The organism is Rhodococcus sp. KRD175 (genome assembly GCF_017168275.1).
GTDB classification, from domain to species: Bacteria; Actinomycetota; Actinomycetes; order Mycobacteriales; family Mycobacteriaceae; genus Rhodococcoides; species Rhodococcoides fascians.
In genome coordinates, this window is record NZ_JABFAQ010000002.1 from 211,109 (window position 1) to 229,947 (window position 18,839).

Sequence of the window (18,839 nt, forward strand, 5' to 3'; positions counted from 1 at the left end):
AAGTGTGTTGCGATGTACCCGTGTCGAAACATGACGGAACGCAGACCCACACCGCCACTGAGCAATTGCCGCAGACGCCGGCAACCCTAGGACGGTCGGACACCGAATCGACGACACGTGATGCGGAGGTACTGCGCGGGGTCGCCGTTCGGATTGCCACGGAGGCAGCCGAGCACGTCCGAACGCGTCGTCCGCAGGTGTTCGGTGACAGTCCCGATGCGGAGGCAGGTGCCGTGCAGTCCAAGAGCACACCGACCGATCCGGTCACCGTCGTGGACACCGAAACCGAACGTGTTCTTCGCGAATTGCTGGCGCAGCTGCGTCCCGGCGATGCCGTCCTCGGCGAGGAGGAAGGTGGCGGGGACGAATCCGTCGCCGGAGTTCGATGGGTGCTGGATCCGATCGACGGAACCGTCAACTTCATGTACGGAATTCCTGCGTACGCGGTCTCTGTTGCGGTGCAGATCGACGGAGTGAGCGTGGCAGGGGCCGTCGTCGACGTGGCCCGCGACGTGGTCTATTCCGCCGCGCAGGGGCACGGGTCGACGGCTCGGTACGCAGACGGTCGTATCGAACGGCTGCAGTGTTCTGGTGTGACCGAATTGTCGATGACGTTGTTGGCCACCGGATTCGGGTACGGATCACGACGCCGCGCGGCGCAGGGCGCGATCATCGCCGAACTGCTGCCGAAGGTGCGAGATATTCGCCGAATCGGTTCTGCAGCACTGGATCTGTGCATGGTCGCGTCCGGTGCCGTCGACGCACACTTCGAGCACGGGCTCAGCCCGTGGGACTGGGCGGCGGGGTCGCTGATCGCTGCCGAGGCCGGAGCCCTCGTCGATGTTCCCGCAGCGACGTCGACGAGTGCGGACGGCGTCGTCACCGTGGCGATGGCCCCGGGAATCACCGAACCCCTGACTGCCGCCCTACGGCTCGTCGGCGCACTCGATCCGATTCCGAGCTGACAGACTGGTCCGTCTCAGCAGCGCGATCGTCTCAGCAGTGCAACCGTCTCAGCAGCGCGATCGACTCAGCAACGAGACTGACGCGCGGCGGCGAGCAGATCGGGGTCGAGGGGCTGCGGCGCGGCACCGGGGGCTGCGCCCGCCAGCGTGCGTAGCACTTCCTCTGCGTCGTCGTTCGGCTGAATCTCGCTGAAGTAGGTGCCGAGTGCCAGATCCACCGAGTCGTCGGTCCTCGAGTCCTCGATGAGTTCTGCACACGGTGCGAGGAGCCACACTGCGCTCGCGGCACCGATGCCCGCGGATCCGAATCGGATCTGGCCTTGGCACTGCATGTTCTGGTCGACGTAGACGGGATCGTTGCCCACCTGCACGTCCGGAGCACTCGCGAAGCCGTAGTCACTGAGCTGAGCCGCCACGTGTGCAGCTTGGCCGCGCTCGCCGTTGGCGTTGAACACTCGTACCTTCGATGCCGACAGGGCGGCAGGCTCGACGTCGAGAAGTGTCGTCGGGTCGACCTCCTCGCCGAGGGCAACCGGCTGCGTTCCGTCGGTGGCAGCGGTCGTGGTCGGGGTGTTGCATTCGGCAGTGGCCGATGTCGTCTCGGTGGTGGTGAACACCTTGACCCACACGATCACGGCGAGCAGAGCGAGTACTGCGAACACGGCGATGATCGGAAGTGCGCGGCGTCGACGGAACGGGCGGCCGCGGTCGTCGACCGGCCGGCCTTCGGTGATCAGAGAAACCACAGTGATTCTTCGCCTTTCCGTCGGCAGTCGCCGAGACCGGTACACGGAGTCGGTTCACACCGACGCGTGCCTACTGTAGATGCCCGCGGTCCTCGGCGACGGCACACTCGGCCGCGAGCTCGCCCAAAGCAGTGCACGCGACCCGTTTGCACCGCGAAAACCAGCAGCAGAACTGCTTCTGCCGACTGTGGAATGAAGCCGGTGATCTCGGTGTTGATGCGGCGTGCACGGAGGCAATGAAGTGATCGGCGATTCGGTTTCGGCTTTGGGGTCGGCGTCGGCTATCGTCTGGCGGCCGCAGTGCTTAAGAAACAGAAAGCTGCCGATGAATCGTCGATCAGGTGAGCGAAATCTCGATCGAGTTTCAACCGGCGGAATTCGGGAACTACCCGGTGTAGTTTCCGGCACCGCGTGATGAACCTGTTCGATCGAGAATCAAATCGGTGGGAGCGAGCAAGCGCCCTCTTCACAGCCGACGGCCACAAGCCGACCACACCGGCAGCTTCCACCACACACACGTACGAAGATGAGGGGTTACGAGAACAATGGCAACCGATTACGACGCTCCGAGAAGAACAGAATCCGACGACGTCTCGGAGGACTCTCTCGAAGAACTGAAGGCTCGCCGCAACGAGGCGCAGTCCGCAGTCGTCGACGTGGACGAGTCAGACACCGCCGAGTCCTTCGAGCTCCCGGGTGCCGACCTGTCCGGCGAAGAGCTTTCGGTCCGGGTGGTTCCCAAGCAGGCGGACGAATTCACCTGTTCGAGCTGCTTCCTGGTGCACCACCGCAGTCGACTGGCCAGCGATGCCAACGGCGTCCTCATGTGCCGGGACTGCGCTGCCTGATCGACGGCAGGCCCTGATCGAGGGCAGGCCCTGATCGAGGCCAGGCGATGCCCGGCCGAGCGGCCGGGCAGTGAGGTTTCGCAGCGAGAGCCCGACGGCTGGGTCAGCGAGCTTCCACGCCGTGGGCACTGAGCACGGCGAGTAGATCCTCCGGTCGCTTGGTGCTGATCAACCAGTAGGGCGTCGGGTCGTCCGGGTCGTCCAGTACGACGATCACCATCTGTTTCACCCAGGTGCGGTGCTGTACGAAGGCAAGCGGGTCCAGCTGCCTTCCCAGCGCCGCACTTTTTGCTGTCGCGGGCACCACGGCTGCCTTGGACGCGACATCGAGAGGCAGATGCGCTTTGCCGACCCGTAGCTCGAGGCCGGCGGACGACGACTCGGTCGAGTCCGAGCTCGGATCGGTGGCCACCACCTGCACACGTAACCTGCTGAACGCCACCAGACCCCAGGCGACAAGGGGCAGGAGCAACACGTAGGGCAGCCAGGCGCGAACACCGGGGGCACCCATGTGTACCTCCGCTGCGAGTAGTACCGCCAGCGCTGCGCCGGCCACCCACCACCAGAGGGGTACCCACAGTCGTTCGGCGTAGAGCACCGACTCCGAGCCGGGGGAACCGGCACGCGAGGCGGGGTCGTCGGACTCGGGGTTCGCCCGATCGGCCTGTCGATCTGCAGTCACCCCACCCAGGGTAGTCGCCCCGCCGACGGCGAAGCAGATCAGCGTAGTCTCGTTCGACGTGAGTGACGAAGTCATCGAGTCCCGCAACACGCTTTCCGCCGACCAGCTCGAGGTGCCCCCGGACCGCCCCGGCGAGGTTCGACTTCGCCGGTTGGACCCAGATCTACCGGTGCCCACGCGTGCGCACGAGGGTGACGCGGGTGTGGACCTGCGGATCACCGCGCCAGTGACGATCGCTCCCGGCGAACGGGTTCTCGTGGGCACGGGGATTGCGGTGGCCTTGCCCCTCGGGATGGTGGGGCTGATCCACCCGCGCTCGGGCCTGGCGGCCAAATCGGGACTGTCGGTCGTCAACACCCCTGGCACCATCGACGCTGGATACCGCGGGGAGATCAAGGTCTGCTTGATCAACCACGATCTCCGGACGCCCATCGTGCTCGATCGCGGCGATCGAATCGCTCAGTTGGTGGTGCAGCGCGTCGAATTGGTCGAGTTCGTCGAAGTGGATCGACTCGACGACACCGTTCGAGGGGACGGTGGTCACGGTTCGACCGGCGGACATGCGAGTCTGGTGCAGTGACGTCCTACGTAGTGCGTCTGTCGCGACGGTCGTCGGTGTACAGCGAACTGAATGCAACCGAGAAGAAGAGAGCTGAACATGTTCGGACGGCGTAAGAAGAACGACGCCGGCAGTGCCTCCGCGTCCAGCGCGGAGCCATTCGTCGACGGCCGCGACGACGACAACGACGATGCGACCGCGGACACGACCGTCGAGGGGCCCCACGATCTCGGTGATCTGGACCAGGATCGCGAGACCGTCGCGGCGAACCGGCTGGATCTCGGCTCGGTGTTGATCCCTCTCCCCGAGGGCGGGCAACTGCAGGTCGAGATGTCTCAGGCGGGCAGCCCACAAGCAGTACACATCGTCACCCAGTTCGGGCGCATCACCATCGCCGCCTACGCTGCCCCGAAGTCTCCGGGGCAGTGGCGCGAGGTGGCGGCCGATCTGGCGACATCGCTCCGCAACGACAAGGCCGAGACGACCGTGGAGACCGGGCCGTGGGGCCGCGAGTTGGTCGGTGTCACCGCCAACGCCGATCTGCGCTTCATCGGTGTCGACGGGTATCGCTGGATGGTTCGATGCGTCCTAGCCGGGCCGTCGGGCGCGGTGGCGGAGGGCCAGCCCCTGGTCCAGCTCGCGCACTCGATTCTTCGACAGACCGTCGTCGACCGCGGCACCGATCCACACCCGGTGCGTACTCCGTTGCCGGTGGTTCTGCCGCAGGTGTTGGCCGAGCAACTGGCGGCTGCCGCGCAGCAGCAAGCAGCGCAGCAGGCCGCGCCGGCGCAGCCCACCGCCCCTGATGCGAACACCGATGCGGCGCAGCAGCAGTCGACTCCGCAACCGAACGCCGAACAACCCGGTGCCGAGCGCGCTCCGCGCCGCGGGGCGTCCGGATCGGCAATTCAGCAACTGGGGGGCTGATCGGCGTCAGTCGTCGAGCGCCGCGGTCAGAGCGTCGACGGCTTCTCGGCCCAGGCCCCCCGGGTCGAGTCCGATGTCCGTCAAAGTCACGGTCCGCAGTACGCCTCTCGGCAGGGCGCGAGCCCACTGCTCTGCCACCGCGATCGGATGCACCGGGTCGTCCACCGCGCCGACCACGACGGTCGGCGCGTCGATCCGCGCGAGACGGTCCAACTCCGGGCCTCGGTACGAGGCCGCCTCGTCCAGCGCGCGGGGGAGCGCCGGCCACTGCGACGCCCAGGATCGCGCCAGGGTGCGCGCGAGCCACTCCGGGCTCGAATTTGCCATCGTCGCCGTGACGCTGTCGAGCCCGCGTTCGCGAAGCGACCCAGCCGTGAACCGTGCACTCAGTGCAGCCGGTGAGCCGGTGGGATCGCCCGTCCACGCCGGCAGCGCCAGCGCCAACGCGACGACACTCGAGCGGTTGCGTTCGGCCCAGTGCGCCGCGACGGCTGCACCCAGCGAGATTCCGGCGACCACGACGGGACCGTGCGCGCGTACAGCGTCGTCGAGGGCACCGAGGTAGCTCCTCACCACGCCGGTCGGGTCGGGTTCCACGGCGACAGTGGTCAATCCCACAACGTCGAACGCCTGCCCGAATGCCTCCTGCGCGAACTGCGCGTCCGATCCCGTCCCCGGTAGAACGATCGCGGTGGAGGTCTCGAATCGGGTGTGCACGAGACGATTGTGCACGCCTCCGTTCGACGGCGTGGCGGTGGTTGGTCAGCGCGCCGGATCGGGTCTACAGTGGCGAAGTACCAGCTATGACGAGGGAAACTCCCAGGTCGCCGCAACTGCTCCCAGGAGTGGAGCTGCGAGACGACCCCCACCCGCAGGAGCGCACAATGGCACCCGCTGCCGCAGGATACTTTCGCCGTTTGACGCGAAAGTTGACCGAGGACATCGATCAGCTCGACGCCGAGGAGATGGCCGAATCCTCCGAAGCGTCCGGAGCCCGACGCGCCTGCGATTGCTCGCGTGGCGAAGAGGTCACGATGTTGGGTCGTCTACGCAGCGTCGAAGCGTGTTCCAAGGCCGCGAACGCCAACATCGAAGCGGAATTCTTCGATGGCACCGACACAGTGACTCTCCTGTGGATCGGCCGGCGCAAGATTGCCGGAATCGAGCCGGGCAAGACGGTCCTGGTGCGTGGCCGGGTCGGCGAACGCGATGGACGCAAGATCGTCTACAACCCGTACTACGAACTGCGCGACGACAACTGATCGTCCCCGGTATGGCACTCTCGTTCTCGTGACGAACAGCGACGATGCAGTGCCGCACCCGAGAACGTCGAACATGCCGGAACCGGTACCCGACACGTCGACGCCGGACGCCGTGAAGACCGCCGCCCCCACCGTGCTCGAGCAGCTCGGCGGTGTGAGCGGATTGGTATATTCCACACTGCCCGTGGTCGTCTTCGTCCCGTTCAACAGCTACTTCGGCCTGTCGGTCGCTCTGTGGGCGGCGTTGGGTGTCGCCGCGGCCGTTCTGGTGTGGCGGCTGGTACGCCGCAGCCCGATACAACCGGCCATCTCCGGATTCTTCGGCGTCGGCATCTGCGCTTTCATCGCGTACCGCACCGGGGACGCCAAGGGCTACTTCCTGTTCGGCATCTATACATCACTCGTCTACGGCGGGGCGTTCGTGCTGTCGGTACTTGCCCGGTGGCCGCTCGTCGGCGTCATCTGGGGTTACCTCAACGGCAAGGGAACATCGTGGCGTCGGGAGCGGTCTGCGGTTCGCTACTACGACGTGGCCACCATCGCCTGGGCGTCGGTGTTCGCTGCGCGCTACATCGTTCAGTCCCAGCTCTACGACTCGGACCAGACCGGCTGGCTCGCGGTGGCACGGATCGGGATGGGGTGGCCCCTGACCGGCGTAGCCCTACTGGTGACTCTGTGGGCGGTGCGTCAAGCAGATCGAGCGCTGGAACTCGCATCGAACGACGAACAGGCCGACGAGCTGCCGTCAGGTCAGACCGACCGCAGCACGTAGTTCGTCCTCCACCTCTTTCGCCGCGACGAAGAGCAACTCGTCACCGCCCTCGAGCGGATCGTCGTGCTGCGGAACGATGACACGGCCACCGCGAAGAATCGTCACCAGTGCTGCGTCCCGCGGTAGCTGGAGCTTGCGTACCGGCTTGCCCGCCAGGGGCGTGTTCTCGGGCAGAGTGATCTCGACGAGATTTGCCTGTCCCTTGCGGAACGTCATCAGGTGGACCAGATCGCCTACCGACACGGCCTCCTCCACCAGTGACGCCAGCATGCGTGGGGTCGAGACTGCGACATCGACACCCCAGGCTGCATCGAAGAGCCATTCGTTTCTGGGGTCGTTGACCCGGGCCACCACGCGGTTCACTCCGAACTCGGTTTTGGCCAGCAAGCTGAGCACCAGGTTCGCCTTGTCGTCGCCGGTAGCGGCGATCACCACGTCGTAGTTCTCGAGATGGGCGGCCTCGAGCAGACTCAACTCACAGGCGTCCGCGAGCACCCATTCGGCCTCGGGTACCGCGGCCTGATCGACGTGGTCGAGTTTGCGTTCGAGGAGCATCACCTCGTGCTCGCTTCGGATCAATTCGCGTGCAATGGATCTGCCGACTGCGCCGGCACCGGCGATGGCGACTTTCATGGCTTCCCGTTCGGGTCGATGGGGGAGGAGAACAACGTACGGGCGAGCATCAGTCGTCCGACGGCGGCGGATTGCCGGCCAATGCGATGGCCTCGGCGACGGTCCCGGAGACGGCAGCGACGTACACCTCGTCGCCTGCCTGGATCACGGTGCGCTTGTCGGGCAGCAGTCCTGTGCCGAAACGGATGACGAACGCGGCCCGCGACCGGGTCGCATCCTCGAGTACCGACAGTTTCTTGCCGATCCACGCATCGTGGAAGTCGAGCAGCACCACCGCGACGCTCCCGGACGGATCTCGCCACTTGGTGGTGGGGTCGTCCCGCAGAAGATTGTGCAGAAACCGGTCGGTCGCCCACGGCACGGTGGCCACGGTCGGGATACCGAGGCGCTCGTACACGGCGGCGCGTTTGGCGTCGTAGATCCTGGCGACGACCTTCTCGACGCCGAACGTCTCGCGCGCGACGCGCGCGGAGATGATGTTGGAATTGTCACCGGAGGATACGGCTGCGAATGCCTCCGCCTTCTCGATTCCGGCGCGCACCAACACATCTCGGTCGAATCCCATACCGACTACTCGATGCCCGCCGAAGTCGGGGTCGAGGCGCAGAAACGCGGTTTCGTCGCGGTCGATGATCGCCACCTCGTGCCCGATGCGCTCGAGCGCTCCGGCCAGCGATGCGCCGACACGGCCACACCCCATCACAACTACGTACAACGCCCAGCTCCGTCCCGATCTCGATTGCCGACCAACACTGCCGACGACATTGCCACCGTGTGCATGCGAGCACCAACGTATCGGGGATTCGTCACCGGCTCGACCGTGGGTGGGCATCGGATGGAAGTCAAAGGGCGCGTGGTTGCGCCGACGGCGACCCGACGGCCTACGCTTCTGATCGTGTCCAAGGTCTCGACTGCCGCAAAGCGGCTGGTTCTCGGTAAGCCGTTCCGCAGCGACAAGCTCGGTCATACCTTGCTACCCAAGCGAATCGCGCTACCGGTGTTCGCCTCGGACGCCATGTCCTCGGTTGCGTACGCACCCGAAGAGATCTTCCTGGTGTTGTCCGTGGCCGGGATATCGGCGCTCACGTTCACCCCGTGGATCGGTCTCGCGGTCTGTGTCGTGATGGCGGTGGTGGTCGCCAGCTACCGGCAGAACGTGCACGCCTACCCGTCCGGCGGTGGTGATTACGAGGTCGCGACCACCAACCTCGGTCCTGCGGCGGGTCTGACCGTGGGTAGTGCGTTGTTGGTGGACTACGTGCTGACCGTGGCGGTCTCCATTTCGGCGGCCGCGTCGAACATCGGTTCGGCCGTGCCCTTCGTCGCGCAGCACAAGGTGCTGTTCGCGGTGGTGGCCATCGTGTTCATCACGTCGATCAACCTGCGCGGTATCCGCGAGTCGGGTGCTGCGTTCGCCATTCCCACATACGCCTTCATGGGCGGCATGTTCCTGATGTTGGGCTACGGGTTGTTCCGGGTCTACGTGCTCGGAGACGACATTCACGCCGAGTCGGCGACGTTCGATCTGAAAGCGGAGGACTCGCATCTGTACGGGATCGCGTTCGCGTTCCTCGTCGCGCGGGCGTTCTCGTCGGGTTGCGCGGCGCTGACCGGAGTCGAGGCGATCAGTAACGGGGTGCCTGCATTCGAGAAACCCAAGTCCCGCAACGCGGCAACCACGCTGTTGCTGCTCGGCGGTATCGGCATCACGTTGTTGATGGGCATCATCGTGCTGGCGCAGAAGATCGGCATCAAGTACGCGATGGACCCGGAGACGCAGCTGATCGGGGCACCGGATGGCTACCACCAGAAGACGTTGATCGCGCAGTTGGCGGAGGCAGTGTTCAGCGGGTTCCCCGTTGGGTTCTTCTTCATCACCGCCGTGACGGCGTTGATCCTGGTACTCGCCGCGAACACGGCATTCAACGGCTTCCCCGTGCTGGGCTCGGTGCTCGCTCAGGACCGGTATCTACCCCGACAGTTGCACACACGCGGCGATCGCCTTGCCTTCAGTAACGGCATTCTGTTCCTGTCCGGCGCAGCCATCGTGTTCGTCGTGGTGTTCGGAGCAGAGGTCACCAAGCTCATCCAGCTCTACATCGTGGGTGTGTTCGTCTCGTTCACCCTGAGCCAGACCGGCATGATCCGGCACTGGACCCGCCTGCTCCGAACCGAGACCGATGGCGAGCAGCGCGGCAGGATGCAGCGCTCGCGGGTGGTCAACAGCGTCGGTCTGGCCATGACGGCGACCGTTCTCGTGATCGTGTTGATCACCAAGTTCGCTGCCGGAGCCTGGATCGCGATCGTGGCGATGGTGGCCATCTTCATCCTGATGCGGATGATCAGAAAGCACTACGACACCGTGGCGCGCGAGCTCGAGAACGAGGTGTGGGACGGCGTACTACCCAGCCGCACGCACTCGATCGTGCTGGTGTCCAAGCTGCACATGCCGACCCTGCGGGCTCTCGCCTACGCACGCGCGACCAGGCCCGACACTCTCGAAGCCGTCACCGTCAACGTCGACGAGGTGGACACCCGAGCATTGGTACGTGAGTGGGAGGCCAGTGACGTCTCGGTACCCCTCAAGGTCGTCGAATCGCCCTACCGCGAAGTCACCAAGCCGGTTCTGGACTACGTCAAACGAGTTCGACGCGACTCACCACGTGATGTGGTGACCGTCTTCATCCCCGAGTACGTCGTCGGTCACTGGTGGGAGCAGGTCCTGCACAACCAGAGTGCGCTGAGATTGAAGTCCCGACTGCTGTTCCAACCCGGCGTGATGGTCACCAGCGTTCCGTGGCAGCTGCGCTCGTCGGAGAAGGCCAGGCGCGAGGTGCTCGGAAATGCGCCGGGTGCATCGCGTCGCGGCTACGAACCGCCGGCGGGCAAATGACCGAGAACTGGTTCGGGCTGGTGCTCGACGTCGAACTGGGCGCTCCCGGACACGGTGGGTTCTGCGTGGCCCGTCACGAAGGTCGAGTGGTGTTCGTGCGCCACGGGCTACCGGGGGAACGCGTCATGGCCAAAGTGACCGAGGATCGCGGTGGGTCGTTCTGTCGCGCCGACGCGATCGAGATCCTCACCGCGTCTCCGGATCGCATCGACGCTCGCTGCCCCATCTCCGGGCCCGGTGGTTCGGGATGCTGCGACTATTCTCACGCGACCCCCGAAGCCGGTCGTCGACTCAAGTCCTCCGTCGTCGCCGAACAATTGCGCCGCGTCGCGGGCATCGAGCGGGACGTTCCGGTCGAGGAGTTGCCGGGCACCGGCGACGGCACCGGTTGGCGGACCCGTGTTCGGCTGGCAATGGATTCGGGTGGACGGCCCGGCTACCACCGCTATCGAAGCAGTTCGATCGTCACGGAGTTGTCGTGCCCGCAAATGGATCCGGTTGCGTTCGACGGATTGTCGGATCGTGAGTGGCGCGCAGGTGCCGAATTGCAGGTGGTCCTCGACGGTACGGGTGAACGCCATGTGGTTGAGGTGGCACCGGCCCAGTTGACGCGAACCGGACGCCGGTCTCCGGGCCGCCGCGGTGCGTCGGCGCGTCGAGCAGCGTCGTCCCGGGCCAGGCCTGAAAAGGCCGTCATCGGCTCGGGTCGCGTCACCGAATTCGTCTCGGCGCGGCCATGGACACTCGATGCCACCGGCTTCTGGCAGGCGCACAAGGGAGCGGCTCAGGTGTACACCGACGTCGTACGCGACTGGGCGGACGCCGAGCCGGGTGACGGCGCATGGGATCTCTACGGCGGTGTCGGCGTGTTCGCGGCGGCTCTCGCCGAGCGGGTGGGATCGAGCGGACAAGTCACCAGCGTCGAGTTCTCGCGCCGGGCCGCCGAGGACGGGCGTTCGGCGCTGCACGACCTTGCTCAGGTCTCGTTCGCGCCGGGCCGGGTCGAGCGATCGATGGATTCGTTGCCGAAATCGGTGGCGGTGGCGGTACTCGATCCGCCGCGAGCCGGTGCCGGACGCGACGTCATCGAAGGTCTCGCGACGCGGTCTCCCCGCACGATCGTCCACATCGGCTGCGATCCGGCATCGTTCGCGCGGGACGCGAGCCTCTACCGGGCAGCCGGTTACGAGCTGACGGACGTGCGCGCGTTCGACGCGTTTCCTCTGACCAGCCACGTCGAATGTATCGGCCGCTTCGTCCGTAAATAGGGTTGCCTCACCAATCTTGGCGAGTCTGACGTACCGTTTCTCGGGTGAGAATTCGTCGCACCGTCGGTGCTGTGTCGGTCGCCCTGCTGTTCCTGACCGCCGTCGTCTCGTGTGGGTCGGGCGGGGACGACGGACCCGGATCGGAGGCGCCGTCCGACGGATCGGCGGCTGCGTTCCCTGTCACGATCGATACCGAGTTCGGCGACGTGACGGTCGACAGTGCCCCGCAGCGCGTCGTCGCGCTCGGCTGGGGCGACGCGGAAACCGCACTCGCGCTCGGTGTCTCACCGGTCGGTGCGAGCGACTGGCTCGCCTTCGGCGGCGACGGCGTCGGTCCGTGGGCGGCCGGGCTCTACGACGCACCACCGCAGATCATCGGGACGCAGGAGCCGTCGTTCGAGCAGGTCGCGGCGCTGGAGCCGGATCTGATCCTCGACACCAAGAGCTCCGGTGACGCCGATCGGTACGCCACGCTTTCCGCCATTGCTCCGACGGTGGGTATACCGGCGGGGGCGGACAACTACCTGACAACGCTCGAGCAGCAGGTCACGATGGTGGCCACGGCACTCGGCAAGCAGTCCGAAGGGGACGCGCTGCTCGCAGGAATCGCCGACCGTTTCGATGCAGCGGCCGCTGCCCATCCGCAATTCGCCGGCAAGACAGCGGTGGTCGGGGCCTACAGCGGCACCGGATACGGCGCATACATCTCGTCGAACAGTCGACTCGAGTTCATGAAGAAGCTCGGCTTCGTCACCAGCCCGGCCATCGATTCTCTTCCGCCGCGCGGCTTCTCGGTTCCGATTTCCGGGGAGGAGCTCGACCTGCTCGACGCCGACGTACTGATCGTCTTCCCCATCCAGAAGGCGCCGTCCGAGGTGACCGACAATCCGCTGTTCCAACGGATTCCGGCTGTCGCGGACGGTCGCTACGTCGTGTTCGACGACCCGGAAGTCGCGAAGTCCTACGCCACCAACTCGGCGCTGTCCATCGGCTATGCACTCGACACGGTGGTGCCTGCGGTGGCGAACGTGCTGGGGTGATCCACTTCGGCAACCGGGGCGAACGTCTGCGCGGGTACCGAGACGATGCGTTGAGCTCCGCAGTGGCAGCCCTGGTAGCCGACGAGGCCTTCGCTGGTGTCGTGGAGCGAGCGGGTGGTCCAGGAGTGTGTGCTGTGTTCGATGTCCATGCATCCACTGTGATGTAATGGTCTTGTGCACATCAACCCTTACGGAGAATATGCCGTGAAACTGGGCATCGACCTCCTCAACCGGCCACCCACGTCGCCGAGCGAACTGGGTGCCCGCTGCATCGACGCCGGCCTCGTTCCCGACTGGACTGCCACCGACGACGATCTCGCGGACACACTCGAGTTCCTCCGCGAGTGGGCTCGCGTGGTGGATGCAGAGACAGCCGAGGAGCGGGCCGAGGCCCTGAACGCCCTCCTTGCACAGGCATCCGCGTACCCGCGACTGACCAACCATGCCGACGACGGCTGGCACATGCACTATCGCGACCCCAACATCGCGTTGGGCGGCGTCATCAGGGCACTGGTCGGTGTCGGTACCGCGCTGCACTTGACCGGTCGAGGAATGGACAGACTCCATCGGTGCGCCGCAGCCGACTGCACGACCGCCTTCGCCGACACCTCACGTACCGGACGGCAGCGGTACTGCGGAACCGTGTGCTCGAACCGGGACGCAGTCCGCCGACACCGAGCCCGCGCCGCATCCTGACGCTTGCACCGGGAGGCGCGGATCAGGACTTGCGGTTGTACAGCCGCATCGTGATCGGTCCGAAGATCGCCAGCATCGCCGCCGACAGCACCAAAGTCACTCCGAGTTGGCCGGTGTCGACATCGCCCTGCATCAGGCCTCGAAGTGACGTCACCAGAAAGCTGACCGGGTTGACGTCGACGAACGCACGAAGCCACCCCGGCATCGTGTTGGGGTCGACGAAGATGTTGCTCGCGAACGTCAGCGGAAACAGGATGAACATCGACATCCCCATCACGGCTGCCTCGGTGCGCACGATCATGGCGATCATCGTCCAGATCCAGGACAGACAGAACGAGAACACGAGCAACAGCACTATCGATGCGATCACACCGAGCAGCCCGCCTTGCGGCCGGAAACCGAGAATCAGCCCCAAGATCAGTACGATCACCGACGCCAACGTGTAGCGCACGACGTCACCCAGCAACGCACCGACCAGCGGCGACGGACGCCAGATCGGCAACGATCGGAACCGGTCGAACACACCCTTCTCGATGTCCTTGTTCATCGTCACGCCGGTGTACATCGTGATCATCACCACGGTCTGCACCAGGATGCCCGGCAGCAGAAACTGGATGTACGCGTCGGTCGAACCGGCCAGAGCGCCACCGAACAGGTACGTGAACAACAGCGTGAACATGATCGGAAACGCCGTCACGTCGAACAACTGCTCCGGTACGTGCTTGATCTTCAGCAACGCCCGCCAGCCGAAACTCAGCGAGGTCGACAGCGACGACGGACGCTCCGGCCTCGGACCTGCGGCTGAGAGAACATCGATGATCGTCGACGCCTGTGGGGCGGATCGTTGGGCCTCGGTGGTCATGACGCGATCTCCCCGTTGTCGATTTCAGCTTTTTTCGCACCCACCGGCTCCACTCCCGCTCCCGCGTCGTGCCCGGTCAGCGCCAGGAACACCTCGTCCAGACTCGGCTGACCGAGGGTGAAGGATGCGATGGCGATTCCGGCGGATTCGAGAGCAGGAAGGATCGGTGCCGCCTGCGCCGGATTGTCCAGTCGTGCGGACACGGTGAACGGGTCGGCGTCCTCGGTCACGGTGCTGCCGACCAGATCTCGAACGATTCTCGCCGCGGCATTCCGGTGCCCGGCATCGAGCACGCGCAGGTGCAGTGAGTTCGATCCCACCGATGCCTTCAGCTCGCCCGTCGTGCCCTCGGCGATGACTTTGCCGTGGTCGATCACCGCCACGCGCCCGGCCAGGTGGTCGGCCTCGTCGAGATACTGCGTCGTCAGCAGTACCGTCGTGCCGCCTGCCACCAGTGCACGGACGATCTCCCAGACGTGATTGCGACTGCGCGGGTCCAGGCCGGTGGTGGGTTCGTCGAGAAAGATCAGCTCGGGGGTGACGATGATGCTCGCCGCGATGTCGATGCGCCTGCGCATGCCACCGGAGTAGGTCTTGACCTGTCGCGGTCCGGCGTCGGCGATGTCGAATGCTGTCAACAGTTGATCAGCGCGCGCTCGGGCGGCCGGACGTGAGTAGCCGAGCAGCCGCGCCAGCAGAACGAGATTCTCGGTGCCGGTCAGATCCTCGTCGAGCGAGGCGAATTGACCCGTGAGAGAGACTTTTCGGCGAACGGCCTCCGGCTCGGTTGCCACGTCGTGTCCCAGGACTCGTGCGCTGCCGCCGTCTATCGGAAGAAGTGTCGCCAGCATCCGGATGGTCGTGGTTTTCCCGGCCCCGTTGGGTCCGAGTACGCCGTACACCCCGCCGGACGGGATCGACAGATCCACGCCGTCGACTGCGGCGGTGGTGCCGAAATGTTTGACGAGCCCGTGGGTTTCGATGGCCGTCATGCGTGTCCGTCCCTCCATCGGGCTGTCCGCCCGATTGCCCGCGTTTGTCCGATTCTCGCACCCAGGATGAAGCCCGGTCCAATTCTGCGCAAACGAATTTCGGTCGCGGACCATCCCTCGGGGTGTTTGTTCCGAATATGTACTGCGGCGGGAAAACGCGGAGGTTTCGATATGAGGGCTACATGACCACTAGTGTCATGATCGATGAACTCGATCATGAACCCGTCTGCTGGGACGACAGTCCGATGAGCGTGCCGTTCTCCGACGCTTCCGGATCTGCGGGCACCGGCCGTGACCGAACGCCGCCCGAGTCCGAGGACAGCACCTCGGTCGAGGATGCGGTGTGCGCAGTACCGAGCCCCCAGCTGAAGAATCTGCGTGCCGAGGAGACGGACCGTCTCCGTCGCCTGATGGCCGCCGTTGCCCAGGGCGACCGGTCGGCCTTCGCCGAACTGTACGACGCCACGTCCTCCCGTGTGTACGGGATGGTGGTGCGCGTGCTTCGCGATCCGGGGTACAGCGAGGAGACCGCGCAGGAGGTGTTCCTCCAGATCTGGCGTGCGGCACCGAATTACGATCCGAGCCAGGGGAGTCCGCTGGCGTGGATCATGACGCTGGCACATCGCCGGGCGGTCGATCGGGTACGTAGCGAACAGTCGGGTACCGACCGCGAGGCGGCGTACGGTGCCGTGAGTCACACACCCGAGCACGACGAGGTACTCGAGACGGTGACCCAGCGGCTCGAATCGGAGGCGGTCGTGGCCTGTCTCGACACTCTGACCGATACGCAGAGCGAGTCGGTACGAATGGCTTATTACAGCGGGTACACCTATCGCGAGGTTGCCGAACGGCTCGGGGTGGCCGTGCCGACGATCAAATCGCGCATACGAGATGGATTGATCAAGTTGAAGACATGCCTGGGGGTGATCCCGCAATGAGTGAAGCGTCACGGCAACGACTGCTGGACGAAGCGGAGGTCTATGCCCTCCACGCGATGAGCGAGTCCGAGCGGCGCGCCATCGAATCCGAGCGAATCCGCGTCGACGAGACGACCCGGGCACAATTCGACATCCTCGTGGGTGAGATTCACGAAACGCTGGCGTTGGCTGCGGCGGCAGACGCGACTCCCGCACCCGAACGCGTGCGGGAGGCCGTGCTAGCGCGTGTCGCCGCGAGCGATCAGGAGCCGACGGTCCGAGAACTTCCGCCGAACGTCACTCCGCTGCACCGGCACCGACGTGAGCGCTCCAAGACGTGGCGATACTCGATGGTGTCCGCGGCTGCCGCGATCGTCGTCGCAGTCGGTGGTGTAGTCGTCGTCACGCAGACCATGGGCTCGGACCCGCAGCCTTCCCAGGCCGAGCAGATCGTCGCAGCGCCCGACGCTCGTGAGGCGTCTGCGGAGTTCCCGGGTGGCGGCACTGCAAAGGTGTCGTACTCGCTGAGCCGAGATGCGGTCGTGGTGACTCTGGACGGTGTCCCGGAGCCGCCCTCGGGGCGGGTCTACCAGATGTGGTTCGTCGACGGTGCGCCGCGCTCCGCCGGCGTTGTCACCGAGGATCAGCTCACGTCGAGCGACGGCACCGTGGTGGACGGTATGGGAGCGTCGACCAACTTCGCGTTCTCGCTCGAGCCTGCCGGCGGCTCGGCGCAGCCCACCGAGGTCCTCACGATGATCACGCTCGACGCCTGATCACGCTCGACGCCTGATCAGGGGCCATGCACGTCCACTCGGGCGGTTCGACAGTCGGATCAGAAGCCGATGTCGAACCGCCCGAGCGTCTTGACGACGGACGCCATCTGGCCGTACGCGCCGCTGGCCAGATTTTCCAGTAGCGCCAGCTTCACTTCCGGGGCGTCCCGAGTCAGTGCCTCGAAGTGCGATACCGACACGACCACCAGATCGACCGGGGTGTCGGCCACCATGTCCAGCAGGAACGGCACCGACATCAGCAGCGGCATCTCGCCGAAGCTCATCCCGGGGGAGAGCGTCGTGATGCGGTGTGTGCCCCCGTCTGCGGACACGGCCGTCGATGTCACTTCTCCGCGCAGGATCAAGAACAGACCCGCTGCAGGCGCACCACGGTGAACGATGACGTCGCCCCGTGCGTAGTGACGTTTCTCCAGATAAGGAGTCACCGAGTCGAATTGCTCGGTGGACAGACCGGCGAGCAACGGGTGCTCGGCCGGAGTGATCTCTGCCGGTTGCCGCGCGCCGGAGCAGTGCCGATCGAGCAGCAGGTTCTCGGCCCACTGGATGGCCGAGCTCAGACTCGAGTACACCCGGCCCGCCGGATCGTTCGGGTCCAGGCTCGACGTCGTGTGGCCCATGATGGCTCTGGGATCCACCAGGCACACCACACAGCCGTGGTCGGCGAGATCGCGGCGTAGGTCCTCGAACATCGAACGGGCGATGTCGCTCACCTCGTCGACGCCACGAACGTCGATGACGAGTGCATCGAGATTCCGGTCGAGGTTGCCGATCTCGCGGACCGCTGTCTCGGCTCCCGAGAACAGCAGGTCCCCGTGCAACTCGTAGACCCGCGCGCGGTCGCCGACTGCAGCGAGTGTGGCCTGTTCGATCTCGGATCGTCGTTTTCGCGACGGTGCCTCGGTGAGAACGTACCGACGTCGAATCGACGATTTCGCGGCCCGAGTGACGTGCAGAAAGTGCAATTCGAGTCTGGTGGAGAGTTCTCGGCAGGCAGCAACGCCGCGCACGCTGTTGCCGTGCGAATCGAGGCGGGGGGAGTAGACGGCGATGCCCATCTGCCCGGGAAGCACCGCCAGGATGCCGCCGCCGACCCCACTCTTGGCCGGCATACCCACCCGCGCCACCCAGTCGCCTGCGCCGTCGTACATGCCACAGGTCGTCATCACCGACAGCACGCGTTCGACCAGTGCGGGTGCCAGGGCGCGCTCCTTGGTGTGGGGATTGACTCCGTTGTTGGCCATCGTGGCGGCCATCATGGCCAGATCAGCCGCCGTGACGTCGATCGAGCACTGGCGGAAGTACAGGTCGACGGCGGCCTCCGGATCGTGGTCGATGATGCCGAAGGACCGCAGCATGTAGCCGATGGCGCGATTGCGGTGTCCGGTGCGCGCTTCGGATCGATACACCGCGTCGTTGAAGCTCAGAGACCTTCCTGCGTACCGGGAATACGACGCTCGGATGCGCTCGAATCGTTCCTCTGCGGTGCGGCCGGCGATGAGCGACGCGGACGTGATCGCACCCGCGTTGATCATCGGGTTTCGGGGCCGCTCGGTGACGGCGTCCAGGCTGATCTCGTTGAACGGCTCACCCGAGGGTTCGACGTCGATCTTGCCCGCGACGACGTCGAGGCCGCGGTCGGCCAGCGCGAGTGCATAGGTGAAGGGCTTGGAGATGGATTGGATGGTGAACGGCATCCTCGTGTCGCCGACTTCGTACAGGTAACCGTCGGTGGTCGTCAGGGCGATACCGAAGCCGTCCGGCGTCACGGCTGCGAGTTCGGGGATGTAGTCGGCAACCTGTCCCGACGCGTCGTCCCGGCACAGTTCGTGAACCCGGGTCAGGATGGCATCGACGACGTTGCTCATGGGCGACACTGTATGTCGGGTGTCCGTTTCGAGCGTATTCGAGGTTAGGGGCGACTGACCCCGGGCACCTGCCTACTCGACGGTAGTGTCGGCGAGACAATGCTGGACGGGGCGG

21 protein-coding genes are annotated in these 18,839 nt (G+C 65.5%); 12 read left to right on the plus strand and 9 right to left on the minus strand.

The annotated features are described in order from the left end of the window. Window positions 1-65: 65 nt before the first annotated feature. Window positions 66-965, plus strand: a complete 900-nt coding sequence (locus J1M81_RS01640; protein ID WP_371831407.1) for an inositol monophosphatase family protein — start codon at window positions 66-68, stop codon at window positions 963-965. A gap of 65 nt (window positions 966-1,030) precedes the next feature. Here J1M81_RS01640 and cei read toward each other — a convergent pair whose 3' ends face one another. After that, on the minus strand, window positions 1,031-1,711 hold the full coding sequence (cei, locus tag J1M81_RS01645; RefSeq protein ID WP_206497502.1) for an envelope integrity protein Cei: 681 nt from the start codon (window positions 1,709-1,711) through the stop codon (window positions 1,031-1,033). Between the two features lie 545 nt (window positions 1,712-2,256). On the opposite strand from cei, the gene J1M81_RS01650 reads away from it, so the two are divergent. Beyond that, window positions 2,257-2,559 (plus strand): DUF4193 domain-containing protein, encoded by a 303-nt coding sequence (locus J1M81_RS01650; RefSeq protein ID WP_027496891.1) that lies wholly within the window; start codon window positions 2,257-2,259, stop codon window positions 2,557-2,559. A gap of 103 nt (window positions 2,560-2,662) precedes the next feature. Here the strand turns inward: J1M81_RS01650 and J1M81_RS01655 are convergent, their stop codons facing one another. After that, window positions 2,663-3,157 (minus strand): DUF3093 domain-containing protein, encoded by a 495-nt coding sequence (locus J1M81_RS01655; RefSeq protein WP_063216906.1) that lies wholly within the window; start codon window positions 3,155-3,157, stop codon window positions 2,663-2,665. Window positions 3,158-3,353: 196 nt separating this feature from the next. Between J1M81_RS01655 and dut the strand changes: the two genes are divergently transcribed. Both dut and J1M81_RS01665 read left to right on the plus strand, forming a co-directional pair. Beyond that, complete coding sequence (gene dut, locus J1M81_RS01660) at window positions 3,354-3,821, plus strand: dUTP diphosphatase (RefSeq protein ID WP_027496893.1); 468 nt, start codon at window positions 3,354-3,356, stop codon at window positions 3,819-3,821. A gap of 78 nt (window positions 3,822-3,899) precedes the next feature. Then, on the plus strand, window positions 3,900-4,727 hold the full coding sequence (locus J1M81_RS01665) for a DUF3710 domain-containing protein (protein WP_063216644.1): 828 nt from the start codon (window positions 3,900-3,902) through the stop codon (window positions 4,725-4,727). 6 nt (window positions 4,728-4,733) lie between these two features. Here the strand turns inward: J1M81_RS01665 and J1M81_RS01670 are convergent, their stop codons facing one another. Next, complete coding sequence (locus tag J1M81_RS01670; RefSeq protein WP_283348082.1) at window positions 4,734-5,444, minus strand: alpha/beta fold hydrolase; 711 nt, start codon at window positions 5,442-5,444, stop codon at window positions 4,734-4,736. Window positions 5,445-5,611: 167 nt separating this feature from the next. Here J1M81_RS01670 and J1M81_RS01675 point away from each other — a divergent pair, with 167 nt between their 5' ends. Beyond that, window positions 5,612-5,989, plus strand: a complete 378-nt coding sequence (locus J1M81_RS01675) for an OB-fold nucleic acid binding domain-containing protein (protein WP_027496896.1) — start codon at window positions 5,612-5,614, stop codon at window positions 5,987-5,989. Window positions 5,990-6,062: 73 nt separating this feature from the next. Continuing rightward, window positions 6,063-6,761, plus strand: coding sequence for a DUF3159 domain-containing protein (locus J1M81_RS01680; protein WP_206497591.1), 699 nt, complete (start codon window positions 6,063-6,065; stop codon window positions 6,759-6,761). Here J1M81_RS01680 and J1M81_RS01685 read toward each other — a convergent pair. Then, a complete protein-coding gene (locus J1M81_RS01685; RefSeq protein ID WP_032365054.1) occupies window positions 6,735-7,394 on the minus strand; it encodes a TrkA family potassium uptake protein in 660 nt (219 codons plus the stop codon). The genes J1M81_RS01680 and J1M81_RS01685 overlap by 27 nt on opposite strands. A gap of 49 nt (window positions 7,395-7,443) precedes the next feature. Next, the gene (locus tag J1M81_RS01690) at window positions 7,444-8,109 is read right to left on the minus strand and encodes a TrkA family potassium uptake protein (protein ID WP_027496899.1); all 666 of its coding nucleotides are present in this window, start codon (window positions 8,107-8,109) and stop codon (window positions 7,444-7,446) included. 180 nt (window positions 8,110-8,289) lie between these two features. Between J1M81_RS01690 and J1M81_RS01695 the strand changes: the two genes are divergently transcribed. Genes J1M81_RS01695 through J1M81_RS01705 form a run of 3 tightly spaced genes read left to right on the plus strand, consistent with a single transcriptional unit; the run spans window position 8,290 to window position 12,595 of the window. Beyond that, entirely contained in the window at window positions 8,290-10,287 is a 1,998-nt protein-coding gene (locus J1M81_RS01695) for an APC family permease (protein WP_032365101.1), read from the plus strand. Next, complete coding sequence (locus tag J1M81_RS01700) at window positions 10,284-11,555, plus strand: class I SAM-dependent RNA methyltransferase (protein WP_206497504.1); 1,272 nt, start codon at window positions 10,284-10,286, stop codon at window positions 11,553-11,555. The genes J1M81_RS01695 and J1M81_RS01700 overlap by 4 nt, the downstream gene beginning before the upstream one ends. 44 nt (window positions 11,556-11,599) lie before the next feature. Next, window positions 11,600-12,595, plus strand: coding sequence for an iron-siderophore ABC transporter substrate-binding protein (locus tag J1M81_RS01705; RefSeq protein WP_063216647.1), 996 nt, complete (start codon window positions 11,600-11,602; stop codon window positions 12,593-12,595). Here J1M81_RS01705 and J1M81_RS01710 read toward each other — a convergent pair. Beyond that, window positions 12,547-12,744, minus strand: coding sequence for a hypothetical protein (locus J1M81_RS01710; protein WP_037219315.1), 198 nt, complete (start codon window positions 12,742-12,744; stop codon window positions 12,547-12,549). The two genes, J1M81_RS01705 and J1M81_RS01710, sit on opposite strands and share 49 nt — an antisense overlap. Window positions 12,745-12,769: 25 nt before the next feature. Here J1M81_RS01710 and J1M81_RS01715 point away from each other — a divergent pair, with 25 nt between their 5' ends. Beyond that, window positions 12,770-13,291, plus strand: a complete 522-nt coding sequence (locus J1M81_RS01715) for a CGNR zinc finger domain-containing protein (protein ID WP_032382120.1) — start codon at window positions 12,770-12,772, stop codon at window positions 13,289-13,291. A gap of 22 nt (window positions 13,292-13,313) precedes the next feature. Here J1M81_RS01715 and J1M81_RS01720 read toward each other — a convergent pair whose 3' ends face one another. Together J1M81_RS01720 and J1M81_RS01725 are read right to left on the minus strand one after the other, a co-directional pair. Then, window positions 13,314-14,153: an ABC transporter permease gene (locus tag J1M81_RS01720; protein ID WP_027496904.1), complete on the minus strand. Its 840-nt coding sequence runs from the start codon at window positions 14,151-14,153 to the stop codon at window positions 13,314-13,316. Further along, on the minus strand, window positions 14,150-15,145 hold the full coding sequence (locus J1M81_RS01725; RefSeq protein WP_371831399.1) for an ATP-binding cassette domain-containing protein: 996 nt from the start codon (window positions 15,143-15,145) through the stop codon (window positions 14,150-14,152). Before J1M81_RS01725 ends, J1M81_RS01720 begins: the two co-directional genes overlap by 4 nt. Before the next feature lie 182 nt (window positions 15,146-15,327). On the opposite strand from J1M81_RS01725, the gene J1M81_RS01730 reads away from it, so the two are divergent. Both J1M81_RS01730 and J1M81_RS01735 read left to right on the plus strand, forming a co-directional pair. Continuing rightward, window positions 15,328-16,083, plus strand: coding sequence for a sigma-70 family RNA polymerase sigma factor (locus J1M81_RS01730; RefSeq protein WP_027496905.1), 756 nt, complete (start codon window positions 15,328-15,330; stop codon window positions 16,081-16,083). Then, window positions 16,080-16,838 (plus strand): anti-sigma factor, encoded by a 759-nt coding sequence (locus tag J1M81_RS01735; protein WP_032365057.1) that lies wholly within the window; start codon window positions 16,080-16,082, stop codon window positions 16,836-16,838. Before J1M81_RS01730 ends, J1M81_RS01735 begins: the two co-directional genes overlap by 4 nt. Before the next feature lie 59 nt (window positions 16,839-16,897). Here the strand turns inward: J1M81_RS01735 and glsA are convergent, their stop codons facing one another. After that, on the minus strand, window positions 16,898-18,724 hold the full coding sequence (gene glsA, locus J1M81_RS01740) for a glutaminase A (protein WP_206497505.1): 1,827 nt from the start codon (window positions 18,722-18,724) through the stop codon (window positions 16,898-16,900). Window positions 18,725-18,839: the final 115 nt, after the last annotated feature.